We start from the raw sequence: 26,839 nt of genomic DNA, 5'->3' as shown, positions 1-26,839 counted from the left end.
CCCTTCCCGCCTGCCGGCGGTATTTTCCTTTCACCTGCTGCAGGAATCTTGCATGCGATACGACTCCATCGAACAAGCCGTCTCCGACGATATTTTCCTGAGGCTCGAGCAATTTTCCCCATCGGGCGACGTGCACTTGAAGATAGAAGGCTTCAATCCGGGCGGATCGATCAAGATCAAGACCGCGATGGCGCTGATCCGCGACGCCGAGGAGCGCGGCCAGCTCGCGGCCCGCAAGAAGATAATAGAGTCCAGTTCCGGCAATCTGGGCCTGGCGCTAAGCCAGATCGCCGCGGCGCGCGGCTATGACTTCGTCTGCGTCGTCGACAAGAACACCAGCGCCCAGAACATCGGCATGATGCGCGCGCTGGGCACCACCGTGGTGGTGATCGAGCAGCGCGACGAGCACAACGGCTATCTGGGCAACCGGCTCGCCTACATCCGCCAGGCCATCGCGCGCGACCCCGAGCGGATCTGGCTGAACCAGTACCAGAATCCGGCCAACCCGGCGGTCCATGCCGACATGACCGCGCGCGCCATCCTGAACGAGTTCGGCAGCGTCGACTACCTGTTCGTCGGCGCCGGCACCACCGGCACCCTGATGGGCTGCGCCGCGTTCTTCCGCGGCCATTCGCCGCAAACCCGGCTGATCGCCGTCGACTCGGTAGGCTCGGTGACTTTCGGCACGCCGGGGCAGGCGCGCTATCTGCCTGGGCTGGGCTCCAGCGTGCAGCCCCACTTCTTCGACGCCGCCGCGGTGGACCGGCTGATCCAGATTCCGGAAGCCGAAACCATCGCCGCCTGCCGCGATGTCGCGCTGCGCTACGGCTATCTGGGCGGCGCGTCCACCGGCACGGTGCTGGCCGCGGTGCGGCGCCTGCACGCCGAACTGCCGGCCGACGCCGTGGTGGTGGCCATCTCGCCCGACCTGGGCAACGGCTACCTGGACACGGTCTACGACGACGACTGGTGCGATCAACGCTTCGGCCCGGCATGGCGCCAGGCCTCCCAACCGCTCAACGAGAATCTGACCTATGCATAACTCCGCCCCGAATTTCAGCGTGATCACCGGCGACTTCATCCATGGCGCGCTGGCGCAGGCCAAAACCGAGGTGATCGACATCATCCGCCAGGCCTATTTGCTGCACCACCAGCGCAAGACGGTCAATCCGGACAGCTATTTCCTCCGCTTCGCCGACAGGCCCGAGGCGCGCATCATCGCGCTGCCGGCGGCGATCCGCGACGCCGATTCGGCGCTGGAAGTCTCCGGCATCAAGTGGATAGCCAGCTATCCGGGCAATGTCGACGCTAATCTGCAGCGGGCTTCGGCGGTGGTGCTGCTCAACGACTACCGCACCGGCTATCCGTTCGCCTGCCTGGAAGCGTCCCAGATCAGCTCGGCGCGCACCGCCGCGTCGGCGGTGCTGGCCGCGCAGCAGTTATGGCCCCACGGCCGGCGCGCCGGCTCGCTGGCCATCATCGGCGGCGGCGTGATCGCCGGCAGCATCCTGTCCTTCTTCGATGCCGCCGGCTGGCACTTCGACGACGTGCGCGCCTACGACATCAACGATGCGCATCTGGCGGCGTTCACCCGCAATATGGGCGCGAGCCTGCGCTACCCGATCCGCGCCGCCAGCCGGGACGAGGCCTTGCAAGCCGACATCGTGGTGCTCGCCACCACCGCCGGCACGCCGTGGATTCCCGCCGGCCACGCCTTCGCGCCGTCGCAGCTGATCCTCAACGTCTCGCTGCGCGACCTGGCGCCGGAAACCATCGTCGGCGCCAACAATGTGCTGGACGACGTCGAGCACTGCATGAAAGCCAACACCTCGCCACACCTGGCGGAGCAGCGCTACGGCCATCGCGGCTTCATCGACGGCACGCTGGCGCAAGTGATGCAGGGCGAAATCCGCCTGGATCCCGCCAAACCGACCATCTTCTCGCCCTTCGGCCTGGGCGTGCTGGACCTGTGCCTGGCGATGTTCTTGTACCGGAAAAGCGAAACCGAGGGCGCCAGCCATCCGGTGCCGGGCTTCTTCGCCGACACCCAGCGCTGGAACGGCTGAGCGGCGGCTCAAACCGGCAGGCTGCGCCGCAGGATGGATTCCACATCCATCCCGCCGGCATCCAGCGCGCCAGCCACCCGGCCCCATGCCGCGTCGCGCAGGCGGCTGGCGATGAAAGCGTCGGCGATGAAAGCCGGCGACTGCGCGCGCAGCAGGCAAGCCTGCGCGGTTAGGGCCAGCAGCTGGGCAAAACGGCGGCCCCGCGCCTCCAGTTGCTCCGGCCCCGCCTGCGCCTGCGCGCGCAAATCCCCGATCGCATCCGTCAGCCCGGCCTCGCCCGCGGCCATCGCCGCCAGATCCGCCAGCAGCCGCTCCCAGGCTTCCGGCTCGCGCCGCACCGCGCGCGCCACATCCAGGCACATCACATTGCCTGAACCTTCCCAGATGGAGTTGACCGGCGCCTCGCGGAACAAGCGCGCCATCGGCCCGGCATCGACATAGCCGTTGCCGCCGAAGATCTCCATCGCCTCGCCGCTCCACTCCACCGCGCGCTTGCACACCCAAAACTTGGCGGCCGGCGTGACGATGCGCTTCCAGGCCCGCTCGGCCGGCTCGCCGTCACGCTCGAAAGCCTGCGCCAACCGCATCGCCAGCGCCAGCGCCGCCTCGCTTTCCAGCGCCAGGTCGGCCAATACCGCGCGCATCGCCGCCTGCTCCGCCAACACCTTGCCGAAGGCCATCCGCCGGCGGGTGTACGCCAACGCCTGCGTCGCGGCCTGCCGCAACAGCGCCGCGCTGCCGATCACGCAATTGAGACGGGTATAGGTGGCCATTTCGATGATGGTGGGAATGCCGCGTCCGGGCTCGCCCAGCAGAACGCCCCAGGCGTCCTGGAGTTCCACTTCGCTGCTGGCGTTGCTGCGGTTGCCCACCTTGTCCTTCAGGCGCTGGATCGCCACCGCATTGCGGCTGCCGTCCGGCAGCCAGCGCGGCACATAAAAGCACGACGGCCCGCTGTCCGCCAGCTGCGCCACCACCAGGTGGGCATCGCTGGTCGGCGCGGAGAAAAACCATTTATGGCCGCGCAGCCGGTATTCGCCGCCGCGGCCGCCATGACCGAGCGGCTCGGCCCGGGTGGTGTTGGCGCGCACGTCCGAACCGCCCTGCTTTTCCGTCATCCCCATTCCGATCCAGGCGCAGGCCTTCTGCGCCAGCGGCAGGTCGCGGCCGTCATGGACATGGCTGAACAGCTTGTCCCGCAGCACCTCCCACAACGCCGGCTCCCTGCGCAGCAGCGGAATGGCCGCCTGCGTCATGGTGGCCGGGCACAGCGTGCCCGCCTCCACCTGGCCGTGCAGATAGCTGCCGGCCAGCGTGGCCGCCCAGCGCCCGCCCCGCTCCTCGGCGAAAGGCAGCGACACCAGCCCCTGGCCGCGGTACATCTGCAGCAGCCGGTGCCAGGCCGGGTGGAAATCCACCTGGTCGACGCGTCGGCCGCGCCGGTCGAACGCCCGCAGCCGCGGCGGGAAAAGATTGGCCTCCTCGGCCAGTTCAAAGGTTTCGGCGCGGCCCAGCGTCTCGCCGTAGCCCCGCAGCCAGGGCACGGCCCACTCGGCGCCGGCCCGACTCAGCGCCTCGCCCAAGGCCGGGTCGCTGTCCAGCAGCTTGTAGTCCGTCAGTTCGTCGAACTGATTGCTCACTTCATGCGTTTGCCAGCCCATGTCCCGACTCCTGGATGAATGCCAGCCTGCGCTGGCCGCCGCCAAACTGGCGATGCGCACAGTATAAGGGCGTCGTCCGGCCAGAAAATCCATGATTCAGGCCAGTTTCCCGCCCAGGCGAATCGCGCGTCCGCGCGGCAAAAACGAGCAGTCCGCTTGTCCGCGCCAAGCTTTCCGCCAGCTAGCCTCCCTGCCGCGCCCATGGCGCGACCAAGCGCTGCGGCGTGCCGCAGGCCCGGCGCTTGTGGACGAAGTTGCCGCATTTCTCGATGAACTGGCGGCGGTTGCGCAACATGTCCAGCCGCATTTCGCCCAGCTCCGCCTGCCGGCATCGCTCCAGCTGCGCCAGATCCAGCGTCTCTTTGCGCTCGCGCCAGGCCTGCCAAGCCGGCGTCAACAAAGCCTGCTTCGCCGCTTGCAGCAGCCAGCGGCCGAACTCCTGCTCGTCGCGCGGCCCAATGTCCTGCACCATGCCCAGCCGCCAGGCCTGGCGGGCGCCCAGCGGCAGGCAGTCGTTGCACAGCTTGACCGCCGTTTCGGCCCCCACCGCGCGCGACAGCGTGTAGGTCCAGTACTCGGAGCCGTACAGCCCCATGGTCTGGTAATGCGGATTGAACACCACGCCCTGGCGCGCCAGCACCACGTCGGCGGCCAACGCCAGCATCGCGCCGCCGGCGCCGGCGTTGCCGGCCACGCCCGCCACCACCAGTTGCGGCGCGGTCAATATCTCCAGGCAGACATCGTCTATCGCCTGGATATTGCGCCAGGCCTCGGCGCCCGGGTCCTGCGCCGCCTGGATCACGTTCAGATGGATGCCGTTGCAAAAGCTGCCGCGCCCGCTGCGCAGCAGCAGCACTTCGCAATCCTGCCGCTTGGCCCATTGCAGCGCCCGCTGCAGGCGCCGGCATTGCTCGGTGCTCAGCGCGCCGTTGTAGAACTCGAAGGTCAGCTCGCCCACCTTGCCGACCCGGCGGTAGCGGATAGGCTGATAGGATTCTTCGCAATGCGGATGGGTGGCGATAGACCATTCCAGCCTTGGCACCTCATCCAGCAGGTCCGCCAGCAGATGGCGCGCCGGCAATTTGAAAGTTTCTTCGCCGGCCTCGGGCGCGCGCCGCAGCGCGCCCAGCCACAGGCTGGCGTCGCCGGTTGCCACCAGCACCGCGTCGTCATGCACCGCCAGAATCTGGCCCGGGCTGCCGCGCCTATGATCCAGGTGGGCGTCGTACAGGTAGTAGCGGCCGCCGGCCAGATCCGCCAGCACTCCGGGCTGGCCGTCGCCGGCGTCGATGCGGCGCTTGATCGCCTCCGCCGGCTCGCGCCAGTCGAATGCCCGATCCGCCTGCTTCATATTCGGCTGCAGCCGGCCGCGCACCGCCGGATCGGCATAGTCGACCGCTTGCGGCTGGTAGCCGCCGACGAACTTCTCCACCACGTCGCGTAGGCAATAGATGGCGGCGTCGCTGACCAGGCCGTTGTAAAGTTCGGACTTGCGCAGCCCCGCGGGCAGATCGAACTCGCGGCTGGACCACACCGGGCCGGCGTCCATTTCCTCCACCGCCTGCAACGCGGTCACGCCCCAGCGCTTCTGCTGCAGGCTGATCGCCCAGTCCAGCGCCGACGCGCCGCGGTCGCCGACGATGCCCGGATGAATGATCACCACCGGAAAAGGCGCGTCGCGCCACAGCCGCGCCGGCACCCGGTCTTTCAGAAACGGGCAGATCACCAGCTGCGGCGCCGCCGCCTCTATCTGCCGGCAGACATCGTCCGCATCGTTGAACAGCACCACGCTGGGCTCGTGGCCCGATTCGCGCAGCTCCAACCAGGCGCGCTGGGTAAGGCCGTTGAAGGCCGAGGACAACAGGACGATTCTCAAGGCTTGCATTGCGTTCTTCCCCACGGGATCGATCAGTCGAAACCGGGGATGCTAGGCCGGGCCATCGCAATGACATTTGATTGACGCCAAGTCTCATCCTGTTGAGAACCATGCCCTGGCCAAAATACCAGTGCGTCGATGCCGCCCTCAGCTCAAGGGCAAATAAATGTCCGTCTGCAGCAAATGTTCCGGTGTTGCGCCGACCAGGTTGAGGTACAGGAAATACACCGGGAAGTCGCGCAGGCTCTCGCCGCTGGACGGCAGCCACTGCCGGTACAGGCAGTACACGCTTTCGCCCAGCCGCTGATGCGAGCCGACATGGCGCAGCACCGCGCAGCGGCCGCCGGGAATCTCCTTGGCCACCACCCCCTGGCGGTTGGCCGGCACCGGCCCCGCCACGCTGCCGCAAATGTCGAAGCGGAAATCCGCCGCCGCGGTGGTATCCGGGTTGTCGTAAGCGATGCCGTAAGTCTGGCTGCTGGTCAACGGCGACAGGCCGCTCTCCTTGCGCCACTCAATGAAGCGGCTGGCGCTGTCGTTTACCCGCTCCGGCGCGCCGCGATGCTCCAGCGCGGCCACCCGCACCGTATCCACGACCATGATCTTCACGTCCATATCCTCCATCCTCTCTCTGACGGGAACAGGAAACCGGGTTTGCCAATGCGCCCAATCCGGCGCGCGGCGAAAGGCGCTGGGCGTCTGGCCGAAAGCGTGCTTGAAAGCCCGGGAAAACGACTCCGGATTTTCAAAGCCGGCATCCAGCGCGATGTCGGTGATCCGCAACAAGGGCTGGAACACCAGTTGATACGATGCCCGCCGCAGGCGCTGCAGCTGGATGTAGCGCGCCACGCTGGCGCCGCAATAAGCGGCAAACTGGCGCTGAAAATGAAAGCGGGAAAAATGCGCGACCTGGCTCAGCCGCTCGATATTGAGCGGCTGTTGCAAATGTTGATCGATATGATCGAAAACCCGCGTGAAACGCCGCGCATAGTCGCCGGCCCTGGATCTGCCCATGACACCTCCTTCGCCACGCCGACTATGCCAAAAACGGCAATCGCCGTCCTGACCGGAAATGCTGGATGCGGCAAATCCGCAGGCAAAAAAAGTCCGCGGGTAAAACCGCGGACCAATAGGGTAGAGAAAAAGAATGCCGGCGCTCAGCCCAGGCTCATGCCCCCAGCCGAACGGGAGGCGGTCCGCACCGCCTGGGCCGGCGCGGGCGCTGCCTTGTCCGGCGTCGCCGCCAGCGCTGCCAGCGCCGTCGCCGCCGGCTGCCGGATCGCGCTGTCCACCTCCACGCTGGCATGCTGGATTTTCTGGCCGCCGTCGCGGCCGATCAGCGTGGCCGTGCCCGGATCGGCGGCGTTCAGCACCGCGCCATCGGCCTTGGCCATGCCGTTTTTCCAGCCGCTGTGCGCCAGCGACGCGCTCAGATTGTCTATCTGCCCGGGCTGCAGCGCCGCCAACTTGGGCTCGCGCCGCTGCAGCGCCTCCACCGCCTGCGCGGTTTGCGTGGCGAATTTCTGCTTTTCCGGCGACAGCGCGTCGTTTTCGGTCAGCAGCTTCTGCAGCAACGTCCGGTTTTCCGGCAAGGGGTTGGTTTGCCGATGATTCAATCGGCTATGTGGAATAGGTGCAGGAATGGAGTCAAAATCATTGGCATTGTTGACCGGCTTGAGAGAGCCTTCGTACTTGGGAAGCGCTTGCTGGCCTGCCAGGCCATACGCTTGCATATTCAAACCTGCATGGTTCAAACCTTTCCACGTAAAGTCGATGCAGCTATTGGTAAGTCCATTATAATTCAAGTCGAAATACTTGTTAGAATGATTCTTAGCGGCCTCACCATACTCTTTCAGCTTTTCATACTGCTCTTTAGTTATTTCTATAGTACGGACATAGTACGGAGAACTATATCTCTTCGTATCGCCATGCTCAACTATGCCAGCCCCATGCGTGCTTCCATGATTTTTAGGGGCGAAGCCATAATCATCAACCTTTTTCCCATCAGAAATTCCAAACCACACATGCCCAGCCGCAGAAGTCGCATTCGGGTCATTCTTGTCGCCCATCAGCTTGGTGCCTGGCGCTGCCACATAAATGCTCAATGTGTAAGGCATGATTCTCCCCGCTACTTCCCATAAACAATATGATCAAATACAACTCTGGAGTCCAAGCCCTTCAAACGAGCATCGCCCTTCACAAGTTCGACACTGGCATGATACTGGCCTGGTTCAAATTTATAATCAAGCACATCCAGATCAATATACACCTGTTTTTCATCCTCGCTGCCCTTGCCGGACAAGTCCCCAGACAGATAAACATCTCCGACAGCGCTCTCTCCTTTCTCAGGTTTCTCGCCATATAAGACAACTGGCGACCACTTCACCCCATCGAAACGGGAGACATGCACCCGAAACTCAAGTTTAACTTGCTCCAGCAAATCGGGAACCACATCCTCTGGCCGTTTGAAAACAAACCGGGCAATCACGCCATAGCGGTTAAGGTGTGGGTTAAACTTTCCAGGAACAATCCAAAAAACTGAACTTACTTTTTGGCCAGGCCTATCCATTGGAAAGTCAAAACTCATCGGCGCCTGAGGCTGGACAAACCAATAGCGGTCTTGCGTGCGCTCCCGCCAATAGAAAAACATGCTGACCGCCAAACCGATGGCCAGCACAAAAATCATCAGCAAAAGAACACGACGACTTTGGGGATGGGACACTCAACGCTCCTTCATTTCGCACATCCGGTGCGAGCTGGTGACAGACCGCCATGCTCAAGCACGGCAGCCATCCGGCACAAGCTGCAAAAATCCCGAAATGCGCGCCCTCACATCCCCATCGCCGGCTGCTTGGCGCGCGCCGGCGGCTGGTGCGCCTGCGCCTTGGCCGCTGGCTGGCCATGCTCAGGCGCCGCCGCCAGCAGCGACAGCGAGTGCTGCGCCGACTGCTTGATCGCATCCCTCAGCTCCACCGCGGCGTGCTCGACCTTGTTGGCCGCGCTCTTGTAAAGCATGCTGATCTTGCCGGGGTCGACGGCGTTCACCATCACCGCGCCCACCTTCTCGATGCCCTTTTTCCACCCTTCCACCGCCAGGGCGGCGCTCAGGTTGTCCACCTGGTGCGACGCCAGGTCTTTCAAGCGGCCGTCGCGCTGCTGCAGCGAACCCACGTGCTGCCGCGTCTGCTCCAGCAGGCTTTGCTTGCCGTCGGACAGGCCCGCGTGCTGGGCCGCCTGCGGCGCGGCGTCAGGCTTGTAGAAGTCATCCTTGGGCCGCAGCGCGCCCAGGAAGGCCTGCTTGCTCCAGTAAGGATTGCTGCTCAGATTGACTTCCGCCGGGCCGGTGGAGGTTTGCGAGCCGTAGAACATCTGCTCGCCCTTCTCGTTTTTGCCCTTGTAGACCGCCACGTGCTGGCCGCCGCCCGCCATCTTGAACATCAGGATGTCGCCCGGCTGCAGGTCTTTCTTGTTGTCGATCACATTGAAGTTGCGCTTGGCGTAGTCGGTTATATTGGCGTGGGGATGCTGGCCGCCGTGTCCGCCGTTGAACAAGGTGTGAGTGGTGAAGTTCGCCGCGCTCTTGAAATCATCGGTCACCTTGGTATTGCCCAGCTGCAGCGTGCGCCATACCAGCGATGAGCAATCCACGCCTTTCTTGCCATCGTGATCCGTGTCCGCCTCCAGCCGGCTGCCATCGATGCGATTGCCGTTGGGTTTCTTCTTGTTGGCCAACTGGCCCGCCATGTCGGCGCGGCCATATTCAAAAGTGCCGTCGCCGAAATGCTCCAGCGCGGCGTTGACCATGCGCGAGCCGCGGTCGTTGCCGGCAACCGGCTGCGGATGCTGCGACTTGTCCTGGCCGGCATGCGCCGCCGCTTTGGCTTGAGCATGGGCTGCCTGTGCCGGCATATGCTGAGCGTGAGCCGATTGCGCCGGCCCGGCAGGCGCCGTCGCTTTGGCTGGGCCATGGGCACCCTGTGCTGGCGGATGCGAAACATGAGCCGCCTGCGGCGCGGCGGGCTTCGCCTGCTCGATCTGCGGCTTGGCCGCCGCGGCCTGCTCCACAGGCTTGGCTGGCGTAGGCTGCGCCGGACTGGCGCCGGACTGGGGCTGGGCAGCGACCGTCGATGCCGGCTGGTTTGGCGAGGGCGCGGCCGGCGCCGCGCCGAATTCCGCGCTGACCTGTTGCAGCTTGTTGCCGGCATCCTGCCCCACCAGGCTGATCTTGCCCGGATCGGCGGCGTTGACCACCGCACCGTTGATCTTGGCCATGCCTTGGCGCGCGGCGTCGACCGCCAGTTGGCCGCTCAGATTGTCCAGTTGCGCGGCGTCCAGCTTCTGCAGGCGGGCGTCGCGCTGTTGCAGCGCCTGCACGGCGTTTTTGGCTTCCTGCACCAGATGCTGCTGCGCCTCCGGCAACAGGGTCTGCACCCGCTCCGCGCTGGGCGCGGAAGCCGCCGCGGCGGATGGCTGCGATTGTTTCGGTTGCTGCGCTTGCTGCTGAGCAGCATGCGCGGCGACAGGCTGGGCCGGCTTATCATGCGCGACAGATGCCGAAACGGCTTTGACCGGCGGCGGGGAGGCCTGCGCGGCGCTGGAATGCGGCGCCTGCGAGGCGACGGCCGGCTTTGCCTGGCCCGCCGCGTCAAACTCCGGATGCCGCTTGCGGGCTTCAGCCAGCGCATGGCGCATGGTGCGGCCATGGAACAGTTCGATCATGCTTTCCGCGTAATTTTCTGCAGTAGCGTAGCCGCCTTTCTTCAACGCATGGGCTTCCTTCTCCATATTGCCCTTCACGCCGGGATCCATCAGCCCCGCCTTGGCATAACGCGAGCTGTTCTGCAACATTTGCATCCGGTCTGCCAGAGAATCCGCTACCGAGGGATAAACGCGGAAAGCATCATCCACCCAAACTTTCTTGCCGTTCTGTTTTTCCCAGACATGGTAAACCTTGGAGTCGCCCTTCCAGGACGACCCCGTCTTGATATTGAAGACGTTGTTGCTGCCCGGCAGCACCTTCTCGCCCCAGCCGGTCTCCTGCGCCGCCTGGGCAAGAATCAGCTCCCACGACATGCCGCTCTTGCGCGAGGCCTCTCTCGCCGCCGGATAGAGGGAAACGATGAAATTGATCTTGTCCTGTTGAGAGTAATGCTTCTTTTCTGCCATCACGGTTTCCTTAAAATTGTTCGAATGACAGCCTGATTACTTGGCGACCGTCAGATCAGCCTGCAATTTCACGGAGAATGCCTTGCCCGGCTTGCCGCCCATCGCGTCTCGATAAACTTTGCCGCGCACCACCAGTTGGCCCGCGCCGTCCCACATGAAGGCGGCAGGCCCCTCCCCCACTCTGGCCACGCCGAAATTCTGGCTGCTGTATCGCACCGGCAACATGACCCGCTTCTGCAGGCGGCCATGCTCGATGCGATCGACAAACAGCAATGTCCGCTTGTCGGTCATGATGGAACTGGTATCCAGCTCTTCGACGACGTACAAGGCCGCGCCTTTCTGCAAGCAGGCCATGGCCCTCCCATCGCTGTAATTGGGATCCGGCAACGGCAGAGCGATTCTCTGCCGGACCGCCCCGTTCTTTTTCACCAGCACCACCGACTTGCTGTCGACGAAGTCCTCGGTTTCGCCGCCCGCCACGCAAACGCTGCCATCAGCCAAGGCCGTCTGCCCCAGAGAGGTGAAAGTGACTTCCGGCCCCTCATTCTCCGCGGCCATCGCCTGCTGCCCACTCAACAACCCAGCGCATACCGCCGCTGCCAACAAAACTTTCCCGCACGACATCGTGCCCCCCCATGACTGCCGCAGCCCTCACGCTCCGTGCAGGAGCCCACCGCGACCCAATTGATAAAATGTTTATCAAAGTATATATTATATCAAATATTTTAAAAGGCAAATTACCTTTACCCCGCAGTCGGCCGCGCCAGCCATCCTCCGGCCTGCCCAGCCCGCTACACTGGATTTGTCAGCCGCGCGCCGGCAACGGATAATCGCCGGCCACATACGCAAGGATGTAACCAATGGATGATACAAGCGTGCGCCTGTCCAAGCGCATGGTGGAACTGGGCCTGTGCTCGCGCCGCGAGGCCGATGCCTGCATCGAGCAGGGCCTGGTGAAAGTGGATGGCAAAGTCGTCAATACGCTGGGCGCGCGGGTGCGGCCGGAGCAAGAGATCACGCTGGCCGGCAAGCCGCAGGCCTTGGCCGCGCTGCCGGTGACGATGCTGCTGCACCGCCCGGCAGGCGAGGACGCGCCGCCGGCGCAACTGCTGGGGCAAGACAGCCGTTCGCCGCAGGACGCGTCGGAGCAAGTCTGGCTGGCGCGCCACCGCCAGCACCTGAGCGCCTTCGGCGCCGTGGATGAGCAATGCCACGGCCTGCTGGTGCTGACCCAGGATAAAAAACTGCCCCGCCATCTGGCCGAGTGCGAGATGGAATTCCTGCTGCAAGTGGAGCAGGCGCCGGCGGCCGACGAGCTTAAAGCGCGCGTCGCAGCCATCCGCCTGGACGGCAAACCGTTGCGCCAATGCAAGATCAGCCGCCAGAGCGACCATCAGCTGCGCTGCGCGGTTTACGCGCCGCGCGCCGGTTTCTTCGCCGAAATCAGCCGCCAGCTCGGCGTCCGCCTGCAAAGCGCGCGCTGCATCCGCATCGGCCGCCTGGCCTTGGCCGGACTGCAGCCGGGACAATGGCGCTATCTGCAGCCGTTCGAACGCTTCTGACCCTTGCCCGCGCCAGCCAGCCCGACTCCGCCGCGCGGGCTGGCGCCTCCGGCTTTCCATTTGATGGCGCTGCGCCTTGCTCCGCCGCCGCGGACGCCTCATCGCGAGCAGATCAAGGCTCGCGGCCTGGCTTCGCGCCATGATGAAAGCTGAATGAAATAATAAATTTATCGGAACTCGGTTCCTGATATTCCGTCTTTATACCATCCAGCCATTCAACCGGAATTCCGCCCATGCCCCACGACACCCCCCTGATCACCACCATCGTCGGCGGCCTGGTATTCGCCTTCGCCTTCGGCATGCTGGCGCTGCGCCTGCGCCTGCCGCCGCTGGTGGGTTATCTGTGCGCCGGCATCCTGGTGGGGCCGTTCACGCCCGGCTTCCAGGCCGACACCGCGCTGGCGCCGGAATTGGCCGAGCTGGGGGTGATTCTATTGATGTTCGGCGTCGGCCAGCACTTCTCGATCAAGGACCTGATGGCGGTGAAGGCCATCGCCGTGCCGGGCGCGCTGGCGCAAATCGCGGTGGCCACTTTGCTGGGCATGGGGCTGTCCCACTTCCTGGGCTGGCCGCTGGGCGAAGGCCTGGTGTTCGGCCTGGCGCTGTCGGTGGCCAGCACGGTGGTGCTGCTGCGCGCGCTGGAAGAGCACGGCTGGCTGGAAACCGAGGATGGCAAGATCGCCGTCGGCTGGCTGGTGGTGGAAGACCTGGTGATGGTGCTGACCCTGGTGCTGCTGCCGGCGGTGGCCGGCGCGCTGGGCGGCGCCCAGGCCGCGCCGTCGCTCGAGCAACTGGGCTGGACGCTGATGCTGACGGTGGGCAAGGTGGCGGCCTTCGTCGCGTTGATGCTGGTGGTCGGGCGCCGCTTCATTCCCTGGATGCTGGAGCGCGTCGTCCACACCGGCAGCCGCGAGCTGTTCCGCCTGGGCGTGCTGGCCACCGCGCTGGGCGTGGCCTACGGCGCCACCCAGCTGTTCCAGATTTCGTTCGCGCTGGGCGCCTTCTTCGCCGGCATGGTGATGGCGGAATCGCCGTTCAGCCACCGCGCGGCCGAGGAGTCGCTGCCGCTGCGGGAGGCGTTCGCGGTGCTGTTCTTCGTGTCGGTCGGCATGCTGCTGAATCCGCAAGTGCTGCTCAACGACGCGCCGACGCTGCTGGCCACCGTGCTGATCATCGTGCTGGGCAAATCGCTGGCCGCCTACGGCATCGTGCGGCTGTTCCGCCGCGGCCGCGCCACCAGCCTGCGCATCGCCGCCAGCCTGTCGCAGATCGGCGAATTCTCGTTCATCCTGGCCGGGCTGGGCATGTCGCTGGGCTTGCTCAGCCCGCGCGGCCAGGCGCTGATCCTGGCCGGCTCCATCGTTTCCATCCTGCTCAACCCGATGATGTTCGCGTTGGCCGAACGCTTTCGGCCTGCGGCGCTGGCGGCCGAGTAGCCGGAAAAAATGCTATAAACATCTGGCCCCGCCCGACCAGTCGGGCCGTCTATGGTAGAATCGCGCGCAAAGCGTTCAAATTGCTATGAAAAAGCCCATCGCCGCCCTCTGTCTATGCCTCGCCCTGCCCGCAGCCGCCGGCAGGCTGCTGCCCGACAGCCTGGTGATGGGCAAGTTGGGCGACCAGAACGCCGCCGGCATCGCCTTCGTCCGCGCCGACCAAACCTTCCTGCAGCGGCTAGGGGGGCTGATCGCCGTGCCGCCGCCGCGTTTCGCGCTGGCCCCCGGCCTGCGCATCTTCGATGGCGGCAACCGCTTTCTGCTGAGCGGGCAATTGAATGATCTCAGGGGCAAAACCGTAGGCGTGACCTTCGATCCGCAAGGCAGCATCAACCGCATCTGGGTGCTGGGCGACGATGAGATCGAGGCGCTGAAGCAGCGCCAGGCCCGGACCACCCCTTAAACCGAACCGCAGGAAACCCGAGTAGCAATGAAGAAGGTATACATCAAGACCTTCGGCTGCCAGATGAACGAGTACGATTCCGACAAGATGGCGGACGTGCTGGGCAGCACCGAAGACATGGTCAAGACGGATACTCCGGAAGACGCCGACATCATCCTGTTCAACACCTGCAGCGTGCGCGAGAAGGCCCAGGAGAAAGTGTTCTCCGATCTGGGCCGCGTGCGCCCGCTGAAGGAAGCCAAACCCGGCCTGATCATAGGCGTGGGCGGCTGCGTGGCCAGCCAGGAAGGCGACGCCATCGTCAAGCGCGCGCCCTACGTCGACGTGGTGTTCGGCCCGCAGACGCTGCACCGCCTGCCGGAAATGATCCGCGCCAAGCGCGACAGCGGCCGCGCTCAGGTCGACATCTCCTTCCCGGAAATCGAGAAATTCGACCATATCCCGCCGGCCAAGGTAGACGGCGCCGCCGCCATGGTGTCCATCATGGAAGGCTGTTCCAAATACTGCTCGTTCTGCGTGGTGCCCTACACCCGCGGCGAGGAGGTGTCGCGGCCGTTCGAGGACGTGCTGACCGAAATCGCCGGCCTGGCGGCGCAGGGGGTCAAGGAAATCACGCTCCTGGGCCAGAACGTCAACGCCTACCGCGGCCTGATGGCCGACGGCGAGATCGCCGACTTCGCGCTGCTGCTGGAATACGTGCACGAGGTGCCGGGCGTGGAGCGCATCCGCTTCACCACCAGCCATCCGCGCGAATTTTCCCAACGCATCATCGACTGCTACGCCAAACTGCCCAAACTGGTTTCCCACCTGCACCTGCCGGTGCAGTCCGGCGCCGACCGCGTGCTGATGGCGATGAAGCGCGGCTACACCAGCCTGGAATACAAATCCATCATCCGCAAGCTGCGCGCGATCCGCCCGGACCTGTGCCTGTCGTCCGACTTCATCGTCGGCTTCCCCGGCGAAACCGAGGCCGACTTCGAACAGACGCTGAAGCTGGTGACCGACCTGGCATTCGACTTCAGCTACGTGTTCATCTACAGCCCGCGCCCCGGCACCCCGGCCGCCAATCTGGCGGACGACACCCCGCACGCGGAGAAAGTGCGCCGGCTGGAAGCCTTGAACGCCGTCATCGAAGCCCGCGGCTTCGAAATCAACAAGGCGATGGTCGGCAGCGTGCAGAGGGTGCTGGTGGAAAACGTGTCGCGCAAGGACGACGCCATGCTGGCGGCGCGCACCGCCAACAACCGCGTGGTCAACTTCGCCGGCCATCCGCGGCTGCTGGGCCAGATGATCGACGTGCGCATCACCGAGGCGCGGCCGCACTCGCTGGCCGGCGAGGCGTTGGTTCACGAAAGCGTTTGAGCCGCGTGCATACCATCGCCATGCTATCGTCGGCGCGGCGCCGGGCGTATGCTGTGCATCGTCCCGCCATGGAGAAACCGTGATGTACGTCGTCTCGCTGAGTTACACCGCCCCGCTGTCAGACATCGACGCGCTGCTGCCCGCCCACGTGGCATGGCTGAACCAGGCTTACGCCGACGGGCTGTTCCTGGCCTCCGGCCGCAAGGTGCCGCGCAGCGGCGGCGTGATCCTGGCCCGTGGCGAGCGCGCTGCGCTGGAAGCCCGCCTGGCGGACGACCCGTTCGCCAAAGCCGGCGTGGCCCGCTACGACATCATCGAATTCGTCCCGAGCATGACCGCCGCCGGACTGGAAGGATTGAAGGAAGCATGAAGCCGCAGGGCATCCGGGCGATACTGCTGGATCTGGACGACACGCTGTTCGACGACGCTTACGCCAGCGCGCAGGCGTTCGCAGCGTTCATCGGCCCGCATGCCTCGCGCTTCTCCCAACCGCCCGACGCGCTGCAGGCGCGCTGGCGCGGCTGCATCGACCGCCACTGGCGCCGCTTCGAGCTGGGCGAACTGAGCCTCGCGCAGCAACGCCACGAGCGCCTGCGCGACTTCCTCGGCGCGCCGGACATGAGCGAAGCCGAAGCCGCCCTGCTGTTCCAGCCTTATATGGACGCCTACCGCCGCCACCGCCGGCTCACCCCCGGCGCGGCGGATTTTCTCGACGCCACCCGCCACCTGGTCCGCATCGTGGTCAGCAACGGCGGCGCCGAGCAGCAACGCGCCAAGCTGGAGCACCTGGGCATCGCCCATCATTTCCGCCACCTGCTCACCTGCGACGCCGTCGGCGCCGCCAAGCCCGACGCGCGCATCTTCCGCCGGGCGCTGGAGCTGGCTGGACAAGAAGCGCGCGCCTGCCTGATGGTGGGCGACGACCTCGAACGCGACATAGAACCGGCGCGGCGGCTGGGCATGGCGGTGCGCCATGTCGCGCCCGGCAGCCACGCCGCCATTTTTGCAACGCTTAGCCAACAGCTGCGAAACGCATGAGCACAACCGAACCCCTGAGCTTCAATCCGGTGGACAACGAACGGCTGGCCCGCCTGGCCGGCCCGCTGGACGAAAACCTGAAACAGATCGAAACCGGCCTGGACGTGGTGGTGCAACGCCGCGGCGAAACCTTCCGCGTGCAGGGCGAACAGGCCAAGCTGGCGGTGGAGGCGCTGACCCGGCTCTACTTGCTGGCCGCCCAGCAGGACGTATCGATAGACGACGTGCAGCTGTCGCTGGTGGAGCTGCGCCAGCGCCAGACCAGCGGCGAGCAGGAAGAGTCGCCGGTGCTGGCCACCCGCCGCGGCGACCTCAAGGGCCGCACGCCGAATCAGGCGCGCTATATCAAGGCCATTCTGCAACACGACGTCACCTTCGGCATCGGCCCGGCCGGCACCGGCAAAACCTATCTGGCCGTCGCCTGCGCGGTGGACGCGATGGAGCGCGACGCGGTCAAGCGCATCGTGCTGGTGCGCCCGGCGGTGGAGGCAGGCGAGAAGCTGGGCTTCCTGCCTGGCGACCTGGCGCAGAAGGTGGACCCTTACCTGCGCCCGCTGTACGACGCGCTGTACGACCTGATGGGCTTCGACCGCGTCACCCGGCTGTTCGAAAAGAACCTGATCGAGATCGCGCCCTTGGCCTATATGCGCGGCCGCACGCTGAACCACGCCTTCATCATTCTGGACGAGGCGCAGAACACCACGCCGGAGCAGATGAAAATGTTCCTCACCCGCATCGGCTTCGGCTCGCGCGCGGTGATCACCGGCGACGTCACCCAGATCGACCTGGCCCGCCACCAGAAGAGCGGCCTGGTCGAGGTGGAGCGCATCCTCGGCCAGGTGCGCGGCATCCATTTCCATCATTTCAATAGCCAAGATGTGGTGCGCCACCCGCTGGTGCAGAAAATCGTCGACGCCTACGACACTTACCAAAGCAAGCAAGATGAAACAAGCTAAACGCCACCCCCTGCTGGCCCGCCTGCGCGCGCGGCTGGAGCTGACCCTGGACGTGCGCAGCGATGCCGCGCTGCCGCCGCCGGCGCTGATCCGCCGCGCCTGCCAGGCCGCGCTGCAGCGCGGCGTCGAAAAAGCGCAGATCAGCATCGTCATCGTCGACGCCGCTGAAGGCCGTCAGCTCAACAACGACTACCGCGGCAAGGATTATGCGACCAATGTCCTGTCCTTCGCGCTGAACGAAGGCGAGCCGGTGGCCGGCCTGCCGCTGTTCGGCGACCTGGTGCTGTGCGCGCCGGTGGTGGAGAAGGAAGCCGCGGAGCAGAACAAGGACCTGATGGCCCATTACGCGCACCTCTTGGTGCACGGCATGCTGCACCTGCAAGGCTTCGACCACGAAGAAGACGACGAAGCCGAGGCGATGGAAGCGCTTGAAACCGTCATCGTTAAACAGCTAGGATATCCCGACCCCTACCACGAGGAGCAGTTCTAAGAAATGGAAGACCCCAGTAAACCGCGGCCCAGTTGGCTTGAACGCCTGTCCACCATGCTCTTGCGCGAGCCGGAAGACCGCGAGGAGTTGATCGAGCTGCTGCACAACGCCTTCGAGCGCAACCTGCTGGATGCCGAGGCCCTCGGCATGATAGAAGGCGTGCTGGAAGTGAGCGAACTGACCGTCCGGGACGTGATGATCCCGCGCAGCCAGATGCACGTGCTCAACATCGACGACCCGATCTCCCGCTTCCTGCCGACCGTCATCGACTCCGGCCACTCGCGCTTCCCGGTGATAGGCGAAAGCAAGGATGACGTGCAAGGCATCCTGCTGGCCAAGGAGTTGCTGCGTTACTTCCATGCGCCCGCCACCTTCAATTTGAAGAACGTGCTGCGCCCGGCGGTGTTCGTGCCGGAATCGAAACCGCTGAACGTGCTGCTGCGCGACTTCCGCGCCACCCACAACCACATGGCGGTGGTGGTCGACGAATACGGCGGCGTCTGCGGCCTGGTCACCATCGAAGACGTGATTGAACAGATCGTCGGCGACATCGAGGACGAATACGACATCGAGGACGACGAGGACGACATCGTGCCGGTGCGCGGCAACGAGCGTTACCGCGTCAAGGCGCTGACCGAGATCGAAGACTTCAATCACTACTTCGGCACCGACTACGCCGACGACGATGTCGACACCGTCGGCGGCCTGGTGATCTCGCTCACCGGCCATTTGCCCAAGCGCGGCGAAAAAATCGAGGCCGCCGGCCTGCGCTTCACCGTGCTGCGCGCCGACAGCCGCCGCCTGGACAGCCTGCTGGTGGAACGCATCCAGCTGAGCGCCGGCCAGGCCGAATAAGGCCTATGCTGAAGGCAGCCTGCGCCGCGCCGGCTGCCGCCCTCCCACTACCGCAAACGACACGCTAGCCATGCGAATACTGATCCTGCTCCTGGCCGCCGCGCTAGCCGGCGCCCTCACCGTGTTTTCCTTCGCGCCCTACCGGCTGTTCTGGCTGATGCCGCTGTGCCTGGCCGCGCTGCTGGAGCTGATACAGCGCGAGCCGCGCCGCGCCTTCTGGATAGGCTATGTCTGGGGCCTGGCCGCCTACACCAGCAACTTCCACTGGCTGTACGCCAGCCTGCACGATGTCGCCGGCCTGCCGGCCCTGATCGCCGCGCCGCTGGTGCTGCTGCTGCCGGCCTATCTGGCGCTGTACCCGGGCCTGGCCGCCTGGGTGGCCTGCCGCGTCGACCCTCGCCCCTGGGTGCGCTACCTGGTGGCCTTCCCCGCCGCCTGGGAGCTGGGCGAATGGCTGCGCAGCTGGGTGATGACCGGCTTCCCCTGGGCCGCCGCCGGCTATTCGCAAATCACCGAAAGCCCGCTGTCCGGCTACGCGCCGATCGGCGGCATCCACTTGGTCAGCTATCTGGTGGCGCTGTCCGCCGGCGCGCTGATGATGCTGGCGCGCAGCGGCATGCGCTTGCGGCTGGGCATCGTGATCGCCACCTCGCTGCTGTGGCTGAGCGGCTTCTGGCTGCGCGATGTGGAGTGGACCGCGCCTCAGGGCAAGCCGATCAGCGTGGCGCTGGCCCAGGGCAATATCGCCCAGGAATTGAAGTGGACGCCGGAAAACCTGGAGCAGTCGCTGCTCACTTACTACCGCCAGGTGGCGATGACCCGCGCCGATCTGATGATACTGCCGGAAACCGCGCTGCCGCTATTCCTGGACGACCTGCCTTCCGGCTATCTGTCGATGATGCGCGGCGAGGCCAGCCGCGCCGGCATGGCGCTGGCCAGCGGCATTCCGCGCCGCACCAACGATGGCCGCGGCTATCTGAACGCGGTGGTGGCGTTGTCCGATCCGAAAATGCCGTACTACGCCAAGGACCACCTGGTGCCGTTCGGCGAGTTCATCCCGCTGCCCGGCCTGATAGGCTGGATCTACCAGTATATGAACATGCCGCTGTCCGGCTTCAGCCGCGGCGGCGCCAACCAGCCGCCGCTGCTGCTGGCCGGCCAGAAAGTGGCCTTCAACGTCTGCTACGAGGATAGTTTCGGCGAAGAGCTGTCCGGCCCGGCGGCGCAGGCCGGCATGCTGGCCAACGTCAGCAACCTGGCCTGGTTCGGCAAGAGCGAGGCGATGAGCCAGCACCTGCAGCTGTCGCAGGCCCGTTCGCTGGAAACCGGCCGCTACATGCTGCGCGCCACCAATAACGGCATGACCGCCATCATCCGGCCGGACGGCGAAATTTCCGCCATCGCCGCGCCGTTCACCGCCCAGGTGCTGACCGGCTTCGCCCAGAGCCGCCAGGGCCTGACCCCATACATGCGCGTCGGCAACCTGCCGGTGGCGCTGGGCTGCGGCTTGCTGCTGCTGGCGGCGCTGGCGCTGGGCTGGCGCCGCCGCGGCCAGCACTAGGCGGAGCGCTCGCCCACCGAGAAGCGCGCCACCAGCTGGCGCAGATTCGATGCCAGCTGGTCCATATTCTGGATGGCGCGCGCCGCCGCCTGGGTGGCGACGGCGTTGCTGCTGGCGCTGTGGGCGATCTGCTCGACATGCTGGGCGATGGTCTGGCTGGCCACGCTCTGCTCCTGCAAAGCGAAGGAGATGTCGCCGACCACCGCGATCACGCCGTTGGCGCTGTCCTGGATGCGGGCGATCTCGTCGCCGGCCTGTTCGGCCAGCCCCAAGCCCGCCTTCACCCGCGCCACCGCCTCCTCCATGCTGCTGCGCGAATTCTGCGCGCCCTGCTGCACGTCCTGGATCATGGTGGCGATTTCCTGCGTCGCCTGCGCGGTGCGCTCCGACAGCTTGCGCACCTCGTCGGCCACCACCGCGAAGCCGCGGCCCATCTCGCCGGCGCGCGCCGCCTCGATCGCCGCGTTCAAGGCCAGCAGATTGGTCTGGTCGGCGATGTCGCGGATCACCTGCATGATGCTGGAGATAGTATCGGTCTTGTCGGCCAGGCTGGTGATGATGCCGGAAGTCTGGTCCACCGCCTCGTTGATGCGGCGCATCTCGCTCACCGCCTCGGCGATCACCGCGCTGCCGCTCTTGGAGCGGCTGCCGGACTCGCTGGCCAGGTCGCGCGCGTCCTGCGAACGATCGGCGATGTGATTGACGCTGACCGTCAATTGCTCGATCGACGCCGCCATCGCGGTGGCCGCCTCGCTCTGCTGTTCCGAGCCCTTGCCGACCACCGCCGCTTCGCTGGTCACCTCGCCGCTCATCCGCGACAGCTGGTTGGCGTCGGCGACGATGTCGCGCACCAGCCGCCTGAGCTCCTCCTGCATGCCGCTGACCGCGGCCATCAGGCTGGTCTGGTCGCCGCGCTTCAGGCTGACCGGCTCGGCCAATTGGCCGGAGGCGATGCGCTTGACCACCGCCACCGTCTCCAAGGGATCGGCCCCCAGCTGCCCCAGCACATTGCGCAGCACCAGGCCGCCCAGCCCCAACAGCAGCAGCAACGCCACCGCCAGCACCACGCCCAGGGTCAGCAGCTGATCGCGGAAGGCCGCGTTGACGTCGTCCAGGTAGATGCCAGTGCCCACCACCCAATGCCAACCCGGCGTGGTGGTGACGTATGACATCTTGGGCTGCGGCTTGTCGAAGCCTGGCTTGTTCCACACGTATTCGCCGAAACCGCCTCCGCCCGGCGAGGCGATGGCCCTGGCGAACAGATCCTTCAGCTCCACGCCGTTGGGGTCTTTGACGCCGGCCAGGTTCTTGCCTATCAATTCCGGCTTGGCGCCGTGGGCGACATAGTTCCAGTCGGCGTCATAGGCGAAAAAATACTCGCGCTGGTCATAGTGCATCGAACTGAGCACCTGTGACACCGTGCGCTTGGCGTCGGCCTCGCTGATCTTGCCGCTTTGCGCCAAGCGCTCGTAGGTGGACACCAGGGTCACCGCGCTCTCCACCAGATTGCGCACCTTGTCCTGGCGGTCCTGCATCATCGCCTGGCGCTGGCTGAACACCGTCGCCACCCCCAATGCGCACACCACCAGCACCACCAGCGCCATCAAGCCGAACAGCCTGGTCTTCAGGCTCATTCCCGCCATGCTTCCCATTTCCCGCTCCTTCCCCTGGCACATGTCTAAGATGTGCTCATTCTGATAGTTCTACTATGGACTTATTCTAGAAAGCGCCTCCCCCCGCCGCCATGCCGAATTGGCCGCGGCGCGCAATAAAAAGCCCGGCATTGCCGGGCTGGGGGATTTCCTGCTGGCTTACACGCGGAAGCTGGAGAACAGCTGGCGCATGCTGCTGGCCGAATGCGACAACTCGCTCAGCGTGTCGCGGACGGTCTGCAGCGCATCGTCGCTGTCGACGATGCGGCCGTTGATCTGCTCGGTGCTCTGCGCGATCAGCGTGGTGGCCTTGTGCTGCTCGCTGGTGGACAAGGTGATTTCGTTCATCTTGGCCATCACTTCTTCCATCGCCTTCTGGATCTGCTCGATGCGCTCCACCGCGCCCATCGTCAGCTCGACGCCGCCATCCACCGAGTTGACGGTGCGCTGCATATTGCTGACCGCCTGGCTGGTTTCCTCGCGGATCGTGCTGACCATGCCGGAGATCTCCACCGTGGCCTGGCCGGTGCGTTCGGCCAGCTTGCGCACTTCGTCGGCCACCACCGCGAAGCCGCGGCCCATTTCGCCGGCGCGCGCTGCTTCGATCGCCGCGTTCAGCGCCAGCAGGTTGGTCTGGTCGGCGATGTCCTTGATCACATTGGTGATGCCGCTGATCTGCTGCGAACGCTGATCCAGCGACGACAGCATGCCGGACAAGCCCTTCACCGCCTCCACCGTGCTGTTCATCTCGCTGGAGATCCGCTGCATGCCGCTGGCGCTCTCGCTGGACACGTCTCCGGTATGGGTCACCAGGCCGTCCGCTTCCCGCGCGGCGTCGGCGATGTGCGAGATGCTGACGGTGATCTGCTCCAGCGTAGCGGCGTTGGAACTGGACACGTCGGCGATCTGGCGCGAATCGTGCGCCACCTTGTCCACGGTCTGGGTGACGCTCTCCACCCCGCCGGTGACTTTCTCGGCCTCTTCCTTCACTGCGATGAACATCTTCTGCAGTTGGCCGATGAAGCGGTTGAAGGCGGTGGCGGTTTCGGCGATCTCGTCCTGGCCGGTCACCTCGATGCGGCGGGTCAGGTCGCCCTCGCCCTGGGAAATCTCCAGCATCGCGCTGCGCAGGCGGCCGAGGCCGGCCAGCATCTTGCTCAGCATCACGCTGGCGACCGGGATCAGAATCAGCACGCACAGCGCGCCCAGGCCGACGATGGTCATCAGCAAGGTGTGCAGCGGGCTGGACACCACCGACTCGTCGGTCACCACGCCCAGCAGCCAGTTGGTGCCGTCAACCGGCTGCACTTCCACCAGTTTCTCTTCGCCGCCGACGCTGATGCGGCCCATTTCGTTGCTGTTGGCCAGCTGCGTCAGGCGGTCTGCGGTCAGCTCGGGCACTTTCTCCGTCAGCGGCTTCAAGGTCAGGCTGTTGTCGGGGTGGGCGATCACCTTGCCGCTCTTGTCGGTGAGGAAGGCGTAGCCGTTGCCGCGCAACTTCACCGACAGCACAGTCTTGACCAGATCATCGATGAAGATGTCGCCGCCGACCACCGCCTTCAGGCCGCTGCCGTCTTTCACCGGCGACACGAAGGTCACCACCAGCTTCTTGGTGTCGAAATCGACATAGGGGTCAGACACGCCGGGATTGCCGCTGGCGGCCGCTTGCTGGTACCACGGCCGCGCCACCGGGTCGTAGCCTTGCGGTTGCGGCTTCATGTCGGAGCGCAGCATCACGTGCTGCGCGGTGCCGATATAGGTCATGTCGAAGCCGCCAGCCTGGCTCAGCCGGGCCAGGGTCTGGCGCGGGTCGGTTTCGCCAACCAAAGGATTGGCCGCGATCACCACCCCCACCTTGCTCTTGTACCAGCCGCTCACAAGGCTGGCATACCCTTTCGAAGTGCCGTCCAGCTCGTTTTCCACGCCATGGATGATCTCGTTACGCATCTGGCCGTAGACCAGAATCGTAATCACCACGCCCAGCACCACCAACAACAAGGCAATAAAAGCAATCAGTTTCACACGCAAAGAGCGCATAGCACTTTCTCCTCATCCCCAATCACTTGCGACGCCATCACAGCTCCAGCGTCGCTGCGTCAGGCACTGTTATGATGTATTGCTACTCAGGTTGTAGTCTCTATCCAAACAAAGCTCAACGCCCAATTCCATCGCGCCTCCACATTGCCAGGGCATCAGCCATCGACGTTTGATCCCGATCACGAAGCCGCCGCGCGAGACGGCATTTCGGACAACATCAAAACAATCCGACAATAAGCAGCTGGGTAATCAATTTAAATTGCCGGGCGAATATATGCAATGGCCCCCTTACAAACAGCGCAGCGCTTACTGTGGCCAGCGCTTAAAAACCGCTTCGTCGGACAACTCGGCGCCCACTCGGCAACACTCCACGGCCTTGCGGTGGTAGCATCCCGCTGGAATGCAATGTGGAGATAGCAATGCAATTGACCAGCATGTTCGTTCATCCTCTCAAATCGACCCGCGGCATCGCCTTCGAGCGCGCCTTCGCCGGCAAGCTCGGCCTGCTGCACGACCGCGAGTGGATACTGACCACCCCCGACGGCGACCAGATCACCGCCCGCTCCCACCCGCAGCTGGTTCGCGTCGGCGTGGAGCTGATGCCTGGCGGCATCCTGCTGCATTACGAGGGCAAGGCGCCGATCTTCGCGATGGCCACCGCCTACACCCGACCGCATCGCGCCCAGGTATGGAAGGACGAATTCCAGGCCTGGCACGGCGACCAACGGCTGGATGCCTGGTTCGCCGACATACTGGGCCAGGAGTGCCGGCTGTTGTGGCTGGGCGCTCAATCCGGCCGCGCCTTCAAAGGCGGCGCGGAGAAAATGAGCTTTGCCGACGGCTACCCCTTCCTGCTGGTCAACCAGGCTTCGCTCGACGACCTGAACCGCCAGCTGCAACGCCCGGTCACGCTGCGCCACTTCCGCCCCAATCTGGTGATAGACGGCGACTACCCGTGGATGGAGGACGAATGGCAAGTCATCCGCATCGGCGAAGTGGAATTCGATGTGATGAAGCCCTGCACCCGCTGCGTGCTGACTACGGTAGACCCCGACACCGGCAGCAAGGATGCCGACGGCGAACCGTTGCGCACGCTGGTGCGCACCCGCAGGCTGGAAGAAGGTGTCTGCTTCGGCATGAACCTGCGCGCCCGCAACGAGGGCATGCTGGAAATCGGCGCGCCGCTGGAGGTATTGCAGGAGCGCTATAGCTTCTAGACTGATGCCATCGCCGCTGCTTACAATCATTGAATGAATCTGCAAGCACTCATTGAAGATATCCGGCAGCAGACGCTGCCGTTCTACGACCACGGCCAGGTGGCCGACTACATCCCGGCGCTGGCATCGGTGCCGCCGCACCAATTCGGCATGGCCATCAGCACGCTGGATGGCCGGCACTACGCCTGCGGCGACGCCGAACAGCCATTCTCCATCCAGAGCATCAGCAAGGCCTTCATGCTGGCGCTGACGCTGCAGGCCGATGGCGAAGCCCTGTGGCAGCACGTCGGCAAGGAGCCCTCCGGCAATCCTTTCAATTCGCTGGTGCAGCTGGAGTACGAGCACGGCATTCCGCGCAATCCCTTCATCAACGCCGGCGCCTTGGTGGTGACCGACCGCGCCATCCGCCACTTCGGCGACGCCCACCGCCAGCTGCTGGACTGGCTCCGCGAGGAAAGCGGCGCGCCCGGGCTGGCGGCCAACGAGCGCATCGCCGCTTCCGAGCGCGAGCACGGCGACCGCAACGCCGCGCTGGCGCACTTCATGAAGAGCTACGGCAATCTGCGACATCCGGTTGAGCAGGTTCTGGAGCAATACTTCCATAACTGCAGCATCGAAATGAGTTGCCGACAGCTGGCCCGCGCCGGCCTGTTCCTGGCCAACCATGGCGTCTCGCCCGTCACCACGCGACAATACCTGAGCCGCAGCCAGGCCAAACAGGTGAACGCTGTCATGCTGACCTGCGGCACCTACGACGCGGCCGGCGAATTCGCCTATCGGGTGGGCTTGCCGGTGAAGAGCGGCGTGGGAGGAGGTTTGCTGGCGGTGATACCGGGCAAGATGAGCATCGCGGTGTGGAGCCCGCAACTGGATTCGCGCGGCAATTCGGTATTGGGGCTGGAGGCGCTGGATCGCTTCACCACCCGCACCGGGCTATCCATCTTTTGATTTGATTCTCGCGGCCGACAGCGGCCGCAAATGAAAAAAGCCAGCTCTTGCGAGCTGGCTTTTTTCTCAACCCTGCCGATTACTCGGCGGAGTCGTCTACAACGGCAACGGCATCTTCAGCGCGGTCCACCAGCTCTACCAGAGCCATCGGGGCGTTGTCGCCCTTGCGGAAACCGTACTTCAGGATACGCACGTAACCGCCATTGCGGGCGGAGAAGCGCGGGCCGAGCACGTCGAAGAGTTTAACCACGATATCGCGGTCACGGGTGCGGTCGAACGCCAGACGACGGTTGGCGAGCGACGGCTTTTTGCCGAGCGTGATGAGCGGCTCGGCCACACGACGCAGTTCCTTGGCTTTCGGCAGCGTGGTCACGATTACTTCGTGCTTCAGCAGCGAGTTAGCCATGTTGCGCAGCATCGCCAGACGATGGCTGGTCGTGCGGTTCAGTTTACGATTACTGTAACGATGACGCATTGTTAATGTCCTTTTATC

At 64.8% G+C, this 26,839-nt stretch carries 24 protein-coding genes; 14 read left to right on the top strand and 10 right to left on the bottom strand.

The features are described 5' to 3' along the window. Positions 1-52: 52 nt before the first annotated feature. Positions 53-1,042, top strand: a complete 990-nt coding sequence (sbnA, locus tag MY55_RS18705) for a 2,3-diaminopropionate biosynthesis protein SbnA (protein WP_043579456.1) — start codon at positions 53-55, stop codon at positions 1,040-1,042. Continuing rightward, complete coding sequence (sbnB, locus tag MY55_RS18700) at positions 1,035-2,066, top strand: 2,3-diaminopropionate biosynthesis protein SbnB (RefSeq protein WP_047258480.1); 1,032 nt, start codon at positions 1,035-1,037, stop codon at positions 2,064-2,066. Before sbnA ends, sbnB begins: the two co-directional genes overlap by 8 nt. Positions 2,067-2,074: 8 nt before the next feature. Here sbnB and MY55_RS24485 read toward each other — a convergent pair whose 3' ends face one another. The 7 genes from MY55_RS24485 to MY55_RS18665 all read right to left on the bottom strand — a co-directional run bounded on the left by MY55_RS24485 (position 2,075) and on the right by MY55_RS18665 (position 11,372). After that, entirely contained in the window at positions 2,075-3,727 is a 1,653-nt protein-coding gene (locus MY55_RS24485; RefSeq protein WP_065202869.1) for an acyl-CoA dehydrogenase family protein, read from the bottom strand. A gap of 181 nt (positions 3,728-3,908) precedes the next feature. Continuing rightward, on the bottom strand, positions 3,909-5,612 hold the full coding sequence (locus MY55_RS18690; RefSeq protein WP_065202868.1) for a hydrogenase maturation protein: 1,704 nt from the start codon (positions 5,610-5,612) through the stop codon (positions 3,909-3,911). A gap of 138 nt (positions 5,613-5,750) precedes the next feature. Beyond that, complete coding sequence (locus MY55_RS18685) at positions 5,751-6,617, bottom strand: AraC family transcriptional regulator (protein WP_065202867.1); 867 nt, start codon at positions 6,615-6,617, stop codon at positions 5,751-5,753. 143 nt (positions 6,618-6,760) lie between these two features. Next, the gene (locus MY55_RS23850; protein WP_146008417.1) at positions 6,761-7,720 is read right to left on the bottom strand and encodes an XVIPCD domain-containing protein; all 960 of its coding nucleotides are present in this window, start codon (positions 7,718-7,720) and stop codon (positions 6,761-6,763) included. An 11-nt stretch (positions 7,721-7,731) separates the two neighbouring features. Continuing rightward, entirely contained in the window at positions 7,732-8,325 is a 594-nt protein-coding gene (locus MY55_RS23845; RefSeq protein ID WP_146008416.1) for a hypothetical protein, read from the bottom strand. Positions 8,326-8,432: 107 nt separating this feature from the next. After that, positions 8,433-10,769, bottom strand: coding sequence for a glucosaminidase domain-containing protein (locus MY55_RS24040; RefSeq protein WP_052941733.1), 2,337 nt, complete (start codon positions 10,767-10,769; stop codon positions 8,433-8,435). A 36-nt stretch (positions 10,770-10,805) separates the two neighbouring features. Next, positions 10,806-11,372 (bottom strand): hypothetical protein, encoded by a 567-nt coding sequence (locus MY55_RS18665; RefSeq protein WP_146008415.1) that lies wholly within the window; start codon positions 11,370-11,372, stop codon positions 10,806-10,808. Between the two features lie 257 nt (positions 11,373-11,629). Between MY55_RS18665 and MY55_RS18660 the strand changes: the two genes are divergently transcribed. The 10 genes from MY55_RS18660 to lnt all read left to right on the top strand — a co-directional run bounded on the left by MY55_RS18660 (position 11,630) and on the right by lnt (position 20,492). Further along, positions 11,630-12,331, top strand: a complete 702-nt coding sequence (locus tag MY55_RS18660; RefSeq protein ID WP_043579435.1) for a S4 domain-containing protein — start codon at positions 11,630-11,632, stop codon at positions 12,329-12,331. Between the two features lie 233 nt (positions 12,332-12,564). Continuing rightward, positions 12,565-13,767, top strand: coding sequence for a cation:proton antiporter domain-containing protein (locus tag MY55_RS18655; RefSeq protein WP_052258316.1), 1,203 nt, complete (start codon positions 12,565-12,567; stop codon positions 13,765-13,767). A gap of 85 nt (positions 13,768-13,852) precedes the next feature. Beyond that, a complete protein-coding gene (locus MY55_RS23835) occupies positions 13,853-14,230 on the top strand; it encodes a hypothetical protein (RefSeq protein WP_043579433.1) in 378 nt (125 codons plus the stop codon). A gap of 27 nt (positions 14,231-14,257) precedes the next feature. Beyond that, complete coding sequence (gene miaB, locus MY55_RS18645) at positions 14,258-15,592, top strand: tRNA (N6-isopentenyl adenosine(37)-C2)-methylthiotransferase MiaB (RefSeq protein ID WP_043579428.1); 1,335 nt, start codon at positions 14,258-14,260, stop codon at positions 15,590-15,592. 82 nt (positions 15,593-15,674) lie between these two features. After that, on the top strand, positions 15,675-15,962 hold the full coding sequence (locus MY55_RS18640; RefSeq protein WP_047244234.1) for a YciI family protein: 288 nt from the start codon (positions 15,675-15,677) through the stop codon (positions 15,960-15,962). Beyond that, complete coding sequence (locus MY55_RS18635) at positions 15,959-16,630, top strand: HAD family hydrolase (RefSeq protein ID WP_052878088.1); 672 nt, start codon at positions 15,959-15,961, stop codon at positions 16,628-16,630. Before MY55_RS18640 ends, MY55_RS18635 begins: the two co-directional genes overlap by 4 nt. Further along, a complete protein-coding gene (locus MY55_RS18630) occupies positions 16,627-17,586 on the top strand; it encodes a PhoH family protein (RefSeq protein ID WP_043579424.1) in 960 nt (319 codons plus the stop codon). Before MY55_RS18635 ends, MY55_RS18630 begins: the two co-directional genes overlap by 4 nt. Further along, positions 17,573-18,076: an rRNA maturation RNase YbeY gene (gene ybeY, locus MY55_RS18625; RefSeq protein WP_043579422.1), complete on the top strand. Its 504-nt coding sequence runs from the start codon at positions 17,573-17,575 to the stop codon at positions 18,074-18,076. The genes MY55_RS18630 and ybeY overlap by 14 nt, the downstream gene beginning before the upstream one ends. A gap of 3 nt (positions 18,077-18,079) precedes the next feature. Continuing rightward, a complete protein-coding gene (locus tag MY55_RS18620) occupies positions 18,080-18,931 on the top strand; it encodes an HlyC/CorC family transporter (RefSeq protein ID WP_043579420.1) in 852 nt (283 codons plus the stop codon). A gap of 70 nt (positions 18,932-19,001) precedes the next feature. Next, positions 19,002-20,492, top strand: coding sequence for an apolipoprotein N-acyltransferase (lnt, locus tag MY55_RS18615; protein WP_065202866.1), 1,491 nt, complete (start codon positions 19,002-19,004; stop codon positions 20,490-20,492). Here the strand turns inward: lnt and MY55_RS18610 are convergent. Further along, positions 20,489-22,126 carry a methyl-accepting chemotaxis protein gene (locus MY55_RS18610; RefSeq protein WP_244270698.1) on the bottom strand — a complete coding sequence of 546 codons (1,638 nt, stop codon included), beginning with the start codon at positions 22,124-22,126 and terminating at the stop codon, positions 20,489-20,491. The genes lnt and MY55_RS18610 overlap by 4 nt on opposite strands. Before the next feature lie 177 nt (positions 22,127-22,303). Then, positions 22,304-24,181, bottom strand: a complete 1,878-nt coding sequence (locus tag MY55_RS18605; RefSeq protein WP_043579415.1) for a methyl-accepting chemotaxis protein — start codon at positions 24,179-24,181, stop codon at positions 22,304-22,306. Positions 24,182-24,600: 419 nt separating this feature from the next. On the opposite strand from MY55_RS18605, the gene MY55_RS18600 reads away from it, so the two are divergent. Then, positions 24,601-25,398 carry an MOSC domain-containing protein gene (locus MY55_RS18600; RefSeq protein ID WP_043579413.1) on the top strand — a complete coding sequence of 266 codons (798 nt, stop codon included), beginning with the start codon at positions 24,601-24,603 and terminating at the stop codon, positions 25,396-25,398. 33 nt (positions 25,399-25,431) lie between these two features. Further along, positions 25,432-26,346, top strand: a complete 915-nt coding sequence (locus MY55_RS18595) for a glutaminase (RefSeq protein ID WP_047258485.1) — start codon at positions 25,432-25,434, stop codon at positions 26,344-26,346. Between the two features lie 79 nt (positions 26,347-26,425). Here the strand turns inward: MY55_RS18595 and rplQ are convergent, their stop codons facing one another. Continuing rightward, complete coding sequence (rplQ, locus tag MY55_RS18590; protein ID WP_043579409.1) at positions 26,426-26,821, bottom strand: 50S ribosomal protein L17; 396 nt, start codon at positions 26,819-26,821, stop codon at positions 26,426-26,428. Positions 26,822-26,839 lie beyond the last annotated feature (18 nt).

This window comes from Chromobacterium subtsugae, from assembly GCF_001676875.1.
Classification (GTDB): domain Bacteria; phylum Pseudomonadota; class Gammaproteobacteria; order Burkholderiales; family Chromobacteriaceae; genus Chromobacterium; species Chromobacterium subtsugae.
The sequence above is the reverse complement of the archived record's forward strand: the minus strand, read 5'-3'. Positions and strand labels throughout refer to the sequence as shown.

What these genes read in the sequence shown, in the direction of transcription:
- sbnA (WP_043579456.1), top strand. Translation starts at nt 53, where the DNA reads ATGCGATACGACTCCATCGAACAAGCCGTCTCCGACGATATTTTCCTG.
- sbnB (WP_047258480.1), top strand. Translation starts at nt 1,035, where the DNA reads ATGCATAACTCCGCCCCGAATTTCAGCGTGATCACCGGCGACTTCATC.
- MY55_RS24485 (WP_065202869.1), bottom strand. Translation starts at nt 3,727, where the DNA reads ATGGGCTGGCAAACGCATGAAGTGAGCAATCAGTTCGACGAACTGACG.
- MY55_RS18690 (WP_065202868.1), bottom strand. Translation starts at nt 5,612, where the DNA reads ATGCAAGCCTTGAGAATCGTCCTGTTGTCCTCGGCCTTCAACGGCCTT.
- MY55_RS18685 (WP_065202867.1), bottom strand. Translation starts at nt 6,617, where the DNA reads ATGGGCAGATCCAGGGCCGGCGACTATGCGCGGCGTTTCACGCGGGTT.
- MY55_RS23850 (WP_146008417.1), bottom strand. Translation starts at nt 7,720, where the DNA reads ATGCCTTACACATTGAGCATTTATGTGGCAGCGCCAGGCACCAAGCTG.
- MY55_RS24040 (WP_052941733.1), bottom strand. Translation starts at nt 10,769, where the DNA reads ATGGCAGAAAAGAAGCATTACTCTCAACAGGACAAGATCAATTTCATC.
- MY55_RS18660 (WP_043579435.1), top strand. Translation starts at nt 11,630, where the DNA reads ATGGATGATACAAGCGTGCGCCTGTCCAAGCGCATGGTGGAACTGGGC.
- MY55_RS18655 (WP_052258316.1), top strand. Translation starts at nt 12,565, where the DNA reads ATGCCCCACGACACCCCCCTGATCACCACCATCGTCGGCGGCCTGGTA.
- MY55_RS23835 (WP_043579433.1), top strand. Translation starts at nt 13,853, where the DNA reads ATGAAAAAGCCCATCGCCGCCCTCTGTCTATGCCTCGCCCTGCCCGCA.
- miaB (WP_043579428.1), top strand. Translation starts at nt 14,258, where the DNA reads ATGAAGAAGGTATACATCAAGACCTTCGGCTGCCAGATGAACGAGTAC.
- MY55_RS18640 (WP_047244234.1), top strand. Translation starts at nt 15,675, where the DNA reads ATGTACGTCGTCTCGCTGAGTTACACCGCCCCGCTGTCAGACATCGAC.
- MY55_RS18635 (WP_052878088.1), top strand. Translation starts at nt 15,959, where the DNA reads ATGAAGCCGCAGGGCATCCGGGCGATACTGCTGGATCTGGACGACACG.
- MY55_RS18630 (WP_043579424.1), top strand. Translation starts at nt 16,627, where the DNA reads ATGAGCACAACCGAACCCCTGAGCTTCAATCCGGTGGACAACGAACGG.
- ybeY (WP_043579422.1), top strand. Translation starts at nt 17,573, where the DNA reads ATGAAACAAGCTAAACGCCACCCCCTGCTGGCCCGCCTGCGCGCGCGG.
- MY55_RS18620 (WP_043579420.1), top strand. Translation starts at nt 18,080, where the DNA reads ATGGAAGACCCCAGTAAACCGCGGCCCAGTTGGCTTGAACGCCTGTCC.
- lnt (WP_065202866.1), top strand. Translation starts at nt 19,002, where the DNA reads ATGCGAATACTGATCCTGCTCCTGGCCGCCGCGCTAGCCGGCGCCCTC.
- MY55_RS18610 (WP_244270698.1), bottom strand. Translation starts at nt 22,126, where the DNA reads ATGAGCCTGAAGACCAGGCTGTTCGGCTTGATGGCGCTGGTGGTGCTG.
- MY55_RS18605 (WP_043579415.1), bottom strand. Translation starts at nt 24,181, where the DNA reads ATGCGCTCTTTGCGTGTGAAACTGATTGCTTTTATTGCCTTGTTGTTG.
- MY55_RS18600 (WP_043579413.1), top strand. Translation starts at nt 24,601, where the DNA reads ATGCAATTGACCAGCATGTTCGTTCATCCTCTCAAATCGACCCGCGGC.
- MY55_RS18595 (WP_047258485.1), top strand. Translation starts at nt 25,432, where the DNA reads ATGAATCTGCAAGCACTCATTGAAGATATCCGGCAGCAGACGCTGCCG.
- rplQ (WP_043579409.1), bottom strand. Translation starts at nt 26,821, where the DNA reads ATGCGTCATCGTTACAGTAATCGTAAACTGAACCGCACGACCAGCCAT.